Below are 6,225 nucleotides of genomic sequence, written 5' to 3' on the forward strand. Positions count from 1 at the left end.
GATTCAGCAAAGACGTTCCAGAAGATGTTTATGAAAAGGTACAAGCCCTGAACAACAGGATTCTGCTGAAAAAGCTGCTCCGATCAGCTGCTCAAAGCGAGGACATTGACAGCTTCAAAAAAGTTCTCCAGGAGATCCATTCGCAACAGCCTGAGGAATAACCACTTGCAAGATGTGCGAAAAATTAGGGACGCTTCCCTTATTTTAAAGGGAAAAAATCGAACATTTCCAGAATGTTAAGAAATAGGGGAAGTGTCCCTGTTTTTACTGAAAACAAGTTTTTCGCCGGTTTTTCCGGTGGAAACAAGAGCACCGGGCATGAATCCTTATTTTATGGAAGAAATCAGGCCGGGCTTAAACGAAATTGACGAAAATTAAAATGCGCCCCCTTCAAAGCGGGAGCAGCTGGTCACAAACCAAGAACAACCCTGAACTCCTCACCGGACTCCTGAAAGTGTACTTTCCGGCCCAGCCTGTCAGCTTCCTGACAGACCATGGGCAGTCCTCTGCCGAGCCTATCCACATAGCCCAGGTTTTCCATCAGCCGGACCAATAAGGGATTGCGGGCAAAACTCGTGCCTACGGAAAGCTTTTCGATGCTCACCGTATTGGGCAGGCGGCCGGGACTGATGAACTCGATGCGGTCTTGATAGAGCAGCACGCGAATTTGCGAACCGCTGATGCTGTAATTGCGGTGAACTACCGCATTGACCAGCAACTCCCGAAAAACTCTGTCCGGATAATGGGGGCTTTCCTCGCGCTTTGCACTGGAAATGGTGGACCCGGTCACGATATTGGCCTTGATGGCTGCCAATGCGTTGTCCACCTGCCTTGGAAGGCTGCCGCCGAAGCTTTTCTTGTCCACCAAATCCGATCCCATTTCCCGACCCTTGAAATGCGCAAAGGCTATTCCCGCCTGGGGCAGGAAACGCTCCGGACTGATCCCGAAAACCAGCAAGCCGCCCACTGTCGGCCTCCTTTGACCGTCCGTGATGTCACTGGCCGCAAGAAGACGCATTTTCTCGTCTTCACTTTCCCCGGCAAAGCTGATCCGGTATCTGGAAAAAAACTCGCCAACGGCGGAAAGATCGAGGTCCGCACCAGTTGCCTGATTCAAAGGCACCAGATCATAATGAAAAAAGCCGGAAGCCTGAAAAAGGCGGATCAATTCTTCCCTGGACGCAACCCGCTTGGTGGAACCGACCCTGACCAGATAGCGATTCTTTGTGGTGTAGTAGGGTCGATCAACTCCTTTTGCGATGACCAGCCGGGCAACCTTTTGGCCCCCAACCTCAACCTCTTCGTATAACAGGGACAACGGTGGAATGACGGCGGTTCGACAGATGTTCATGACATCCGCCTCATAATCCCTGGACAAGCCCGAGACGGTTCCGTCGTCTTCAATGCCGATCCAGATTTCACCACCTTCACCATTGGCAAAAGCTACGATTTCTTCGGCCAGATCCTTGGCTGCAACCTTTTCAGATTTGAATTCCACATACTGGTTTTCTGACTTGGGTATGTCCATAAAAATTCCAGATTTAGTTATTCCTTTGTGTAAACACGACGCTTTTAGTTCGAAAGTCACTACTTCTTGGCCAGCCTGCCCTTGACAGACCATGGGCAACCCTCCACCGAGCCTATCCACTATAGCCCAAGTTTTCCATCAGCTTGACCAGTCTGAGCATTTTTCGTGCCTTCACAAAAGACGAATCATTTCCGGAGTTTTTCCATTTCTTGCAAATACATCTCCAGGCCAATCTCCATGCTCCGCCCCTGCAGCTTGTACTCGGCAAGGGTAGGGTTGTAGTAAAAGAAATTTTTTTGGACCAAGGCGTTCAACTCTTCTCTCAACTTGTCTTCAGTAAAAAAGCCTCCATCAACAAGCAAGCCAAGTTCGGTTTCCTTGAAAAAACCCTTGGCGCTTTTCTTGTGAACCTCCGCGAACAAGGCCTGGAGATGCTTTTTCAAACCCGCATATTCCTCGAAATAACTCCTGGCCTGCACCATGTATTTCGCGATCACTTTCCGCATCTGGTCATCAGGAACCTTCCCGTCCTGGCAGACTGTCAAAAATTTGCCCAGAAGAGTGGAGATTTCCCAAATGCTTCCGCCAAAGTGTTCCCAGACATACTCGATTTGATCTTGTGACAGCAAATACTCCTTGATGTTGGATTCTTTTACCAGATTGTTCAACCAGTAGAAGATATCCTCCCTGGGCAGGTAATCCACTTCAAAGAGTTCACTTGTTTTTTTGAGTTTGCTGTCGTTATACAGCTTTTCAATGAAATACCCGTCCGAGCTGGACAGAAGCACATGACAGAGGTGACTTTCCTTGGTCATGGCCACGAAGAAGTTGATCAGCTCCTTGATCAGTTCCCGCTGGGAATTGAAGTAGATGAAATCCAGGGCCTGAAGTTCGTCGATAATGATCAACGGCCTGATGCCCTTGGCATTCAAGTCGATGAGTTCAGCTTTCATCACGTCAAAGGGATCGAGCTGTTTGTTTTTGATTTTTTGATGTGATGCAACGGTCAGCTTGAAAACCTTGAGATCATAGTGCCTGGACTGGCTGGTGCTTTTTTCATCCGGATCTTCAACCTGGAAAAAACGCTGCAGGAAGTCCTCGTAGTTCACGATGAGGACTTCACGCAGGTTGAAATGTTTAATGGAGAACTTCTTCTGATCAGTGAGATGTTTTTCTATGAATTTATAAATCAGCGTGGTCTTGCCGCTGGACTTGGGACCGTAAAAAAAAAGGATGTTTTTCGGTTCCTCGCTTATCCATATTTCCATGTATTCGGTTTCAGCCTTTCTGTTTATGAAGGCAGATACGTTTTTATATTCCATGTTCCTCTCCTTGGGCCCAAAATACCAGGGAATAAGTTCATTTGGCTGAAAAATGCTCACTAACGGCTTTGCACAGGGCCCAGATAATGCGTCCATTCGCCTTGATCCGTCCGCCGAACCGAGATTGGTCCTGCCTTTTTCGTAGGGTTATCTGCAGCTGAACAAGTTTTGCCCCGTGACGTATCATTGAAAGGGCAAGGCGTGTGCCGATGGGTTTTTGCAAATCAATTAGTCCGTACCTGCGCACCCAATCCAGGTTAGGCACAGCGGCGAGTATTCGGTCCAGGGTTGATTTCTCTGGAAAGGACATGGTTTGTGGCGGCTCGAGGTTTTATCATCGCAAAAGGCACTATGGCTCTTCAATGTGGTGCAATCTTATGGCCAGTATACAGCCGACACCGTGAAAGCGACAACCAGAAAAGTTAGGAAAAAATTAGGGACGCTTCCCGTATTTTTATGAGAAAAAAACGAACATTTCCCGAAGCTTATAAAATAGGGGAAGTGTCCCTGTTTTTTCTTTATATGGTTCACTGCCAAGGGCTTTTTATTGCCGCAGGCACCACTACCAATGGATGGGAGCCAGACACTTCCCTGCCTTGACCGTCTCTTACCCGTGCGCTATATTTAAATATATTACAATCCTACGCTTCGATCTGGCAGCTATACCCACCGAGAAACAGGAAACACATCCCATGCAAATTCCAACGACAACCAATAAAGTCAGCATGCATCCTGTTGAATTGGTACAAGAGAAAAAAGAGGAGATACTGCGCATTTCCGCTGCGCACGGAGCAAGGAATGTCCGTGTTTTTGGTTCAGTTGCTCGTAATGAAGCAAGTGATGCAAGCGATACTCTATCGTATCCATATTGAGGTCAAGGGGCAAGCCGAGTTGGCGGACTGCGGTAGGAGCGGGCCATGCCCGCGAAAAAGATGTTCCCCTTGTTTTTATGAGAAAAAATGGAACATTTCCTAAAGCTTATAAAATAGGGGATGCCCCTTTTTATAAACATATCATAATGGACAATCAACCCAATCATCAAGACGAATATGACAGCCCTTGGAAAGAGGGAATAGAGCTGTATTTTAAAGAGCTTATGGAGTTCTTTTTTCCGAAAATTGCCAGAGAAATAGACTGGGACAAGGGATACGAATTCCTGGATAAGGAACTGCAGAGCGTTGTAAGGGATGCGGAAATCGGCAGACGCCATGCGGATAAACTGGTCAAGGTGTGGTCGCTTGAGGGGGAGGCGTTCAGTGTGATGATTCACATTGAGGTGCAGAGCGACAAAGACGCTGCCTTTGCACAGCGGATGTACATTTACAATTACAGGATTTTCGATAATCGCCATCTGCCGGTGACAAGTCTTGCGATTCTGGCGGATGAAAACGATTTATGGCGACCGCAAACTTACAGCGTAGAGCAATGGGGCTGTAAAATACACTTTATATTCCCCATGATAAAACTCAATGACTACAACAAAAATATTGACGGCCTGCTCAGGGAGACCAACCCTTTTGCCATAATAACCGCAGCGCATTTAAAAACGAAGGCCACAAAGAAAGATACACAATCACGATATTCATGGCGGTGGAAGATCACCACGGCACTCTATGAAAGTGGCTTCTCAAAGCAGGACATCTTGAACATCTACAGGCTGATTGACTGGCTCATGATGCTGCCTGAGGATTTGACAAAACGGTTCACTGAAGACCTGATCAAGTACGAGGAGGAAAAGAAAATGCCCTATATAATGAGTGCGGAAAGGATTGGTAAGGAGAAGGGCTTGCAGCAGGGCATCCAGCATGGCATGCTCACGGAAGCAAGAGAAATGGTTTTAGAAGCCCTTGATGCAAGATTCAGCAAAGACGTTCCAGAAGATGTTTATGAAAAGGTACAAGCCCTGAACAACAGGATTCTGCTGAAAAAGCTGCTCCGATCAGCTGCTCAAAGCGAGGACATTGACAGCTTCAAAAAAGTTCTCCAGGAGATCCATTCGCAACAACCTGAGGAATAACCACTCGAAAAATCAGGAAAAATTAGGGACGCTTCCCTTATTTTTAAAACGCACTGTTCGTTCTTCCTTACACACGCGGCGGTAGGATGGGCAAACAGCCGTATCGTTTGCCCATGCTGTCACATATAGGAAGGCCTCCCGAATGAACTCCACCACGGGCGCAACCCATGAAATGACTTTGTAGGTTGCGGGTGAGGAACGAACCCCAACAAAACACCCGTCGCAATCACCCCACCTCCCCACACCCTACAACCATCAAAAAAACATACCCTCCAGGAAAAACAGGGGAAGATGTCCCTAATTTTTCTGATTTTTCCACTGACTCTCTGCTGTCCTTGACAAGGGTACGTCAATGACGTATGATCTTTGCCATGAAATTTATTGAAACCTCCATTTTCACCAAACAATCCGAGAAATTTCTGCCCGATATAAGCTACCGAATGTTACAGTCCTTTTTGATGCTCAACCCAGAAGCAGGTGCAATTATCAAAGGCAGTGGCGGTCTCAGAAAAGTTCGCTGGAATCTACCCGGCGAAGGGAAAAGAAGCGCGCTACGAGTAATTTATTATTTTGTTCAACCTGAAACCATTTATATGGTCTTCCTGTACAAGAAAAACCAGCAGGAAGATTTAACACCCGAGCAGATCAGGATCTTGAAAAAAACGGTTGAGGAGAATTTGCTATGAAAAACGAAGATTTTAATATGTTGCTTTCAAGCATCAAGGAAGCTGGAGAAATAAAAAAAGGGATCAAAGAGCCAAGCAGAGTTTTTGAAATGGATGCTCCCGAAATCAAAATGGTACGAAAAATTTTAAGTGTTTCCCAATCTGAATTTGCTTTGATGATCGGAGTTAGCGTCAGGACTCTGCAAAACTGGGAGCAGGGAAGAAGAAAGCCAGAAGGCCCGGCCAAGGCATTACTGCGGGTTGCATTAAAAAACCCGAAAGCTGTACTTGAGGCTCTGCATGCAGGATAAAATAAGTCCCGCATCACTGAAGCTCAATATGGAGGGTCCGGCCTAGAAAAATTAGGGACGCTTTCCTTGTTTTAATGAGAAAAAATAGTACATTTCCAACAGCTTGTAAAATAGGGGAAGTGCTCCTAATTTTTTCTATTTTCAATTAGTTAGTGCCTGAACTAAAACTCAAAAACAACAATAAATCAAGTTGTTGTCACCATGCTTTAGACATGAAGAAAATGAGAGCATGAATAACGACGAGAGCGGTTAATGGTGTAACATATTGATTACTATGGTATAGTTCGCCATAAAATTCCATCGGGCAAGCCCCCTGAGCAGATACAACCACCGCTCCCGGCAAATCTTCACAGGATGAATACTTCATGCGCAAAGTAATCGA

General features: G+C 46.3%; 7 protein-coding genes. 4 read left to right on the plus strand and 3 right to left on the minus strand.

What is annotated here, in order from left to right; all coding sequences use genetic code 11:
• Positions 1-409 precede the first annotated feature (409 nt).
• Both JWG43_RS16965 and JWG43_RS16970 read right to left on the minus strand, forming a co-directional pair.
• The gene (locus JWG43_RS16965) at positions 410-1,528 is read right to left on the minus strand and encodes an RNA-binding domain-containing protein (RefSeq protein WP_205244138.1); all 1,119 of its coding nucleotides are present in this window, start codon (positions 1,526-1,528) and stop codon (positions 410-412) included.
• Positions 1,529-1,713: 185 nt separating this feature from the next.
• Positions 1,714-2,850: an ATP-binding protein gene (locus tag JWG43_RS16970; RefSeq protein ID WP_205244139.1), complete on the minus strand. Its 1,137-nt coding sequence runs from the start codon at positions 2,848-2,850 to the stop codon at positions 1,714-1,716.
• Positions 2,851-3,542: 692 nt separating this feature from the next.
• Between JWG43_RS16970 and JWG43_RS16975 the strand changes: the two genes are divergently transcribed.
• The 4 genes from JWG43_RS16975 to nadS all read left to right on the plus strand — a co-directional run bounded on the left by JWG43_RS16975 (position 3,543) and on the right by nadS (position 5,843).
• On the plus strand, positions 3,543-3,722 hold the full coding sequence (locus tag JWG43_RS16975; protein ID WP_205244140.1) for a nucleotidyltransferase family protein: 180 nt from the start codon (positions 3,543-3,545) through the stop codon (positions 3,720-3,722).
• A gap of 77 nt (positions 3,723-3,799) precedes the next feature.
• Positions 3,800-4,867 (plus strand): RpnC/YadD family protein, encoded by a 1,068-nt coding sequence (locus JWG43_RS16980; RefSeq protein WP_240193662.1) that lies wholly within the window; start codon positions 3,800-3,802, stop codon positions 4,865-4,867.
• 371 nt (positions 4,868-5,238) lie between these two features.
• Positions 5,239-5,553 carry a type II toxin-antitoxin system RelE/ParE family toxin gene (locus JWG43_RS16985; protein WP_205244141.1) on the plus strand — a complete coding sequence of 105 codons (315 nt, stop codon included), beginning with the start codon at positions 5,239-5,241 and terminating at the stop codon, positions 5,551-5,553.
• On the plus strand, positions 5,550-5,843 hold the full coding sequence (gene nadS, locus JWG43_RS16990; protein ID WP_205244142.1) for a NadS family protein: 294 nt from the start codon (positions 5,550-5,552) through the stop codon (positions 5,841-5,843). Before JWG43_RS16985 ends, nadS begins: the two co-directional genes overlap by 4 nt.
• 196 nt (positions 5,844-6,039) lie before the next feature.
• On the opposite strand, the gene JWG43_RS16995 is transcribed toward nadS, so the two are convergent.
• The coding region (locus JWG43_RS16995) for a hypothetical protein (protein WP_205244143.1) at positions 6,040-6,225 on the minus strand (186 nt) is incomplete at its 5' end.

This window comes from Desulfobulbus alkaliphilus (assembly GCF_016918545.1).
In the GTDB taxonomy this organism is placed as follows: domain Bacteria; phylum Desulfobacterota; class Desulfobulbia; order Desulfobulbales; family Desulfobulbaceae; genus Desulfobulbus; species Desulfobulbus alkaliphilus.

Excerpts from the sequence above, each read along its gene's own strand:
- JWG43_RS16985 (WP_205244141.1), top strand. The coding sequence starts at position 5,239 with ATGAAATTTATTGAAACCTCCATTTTCACCAAACAATCCGAGAAATTT.
- JWG43_RS16970 (WP_205244139.1), bottom strand. The coding sequence starts at position 2,850 with ATGGAATATAAAAACGTATCTGCCTTCATAAACAGAAAGGCTGAAACC.
- nadS (WP_205244142.1), top strand. The coding sequence starts at position 5,550 with ATGAAAAACGAAGATTTTAATATGTTGCTTTCAAGCATCAAGGAAGCT.
- JWG43_RS16965 (WP_205244138.1), bottom strand. The coding sequence starts at position 1,528 with ATGGACATACCCAAGTCAGAAAACCAGTATGTGGAATTCAAATCTGAA.
- JWG43_RS16975 (WP_205244140.1), top strand. The coding sequence starts at position 3,543 with ATGCAAATTCCAACGACAACCAATAAAGTCAGCATGCATCCTGTTGAA.
- JWG43_RS16980 (WP_240193662.1), top strand. The coding sequence starts at position 3,800 with ATGAGAAAAAATGGAACATTTCCTAAAGCTTATAAAATAGGGGATGCC.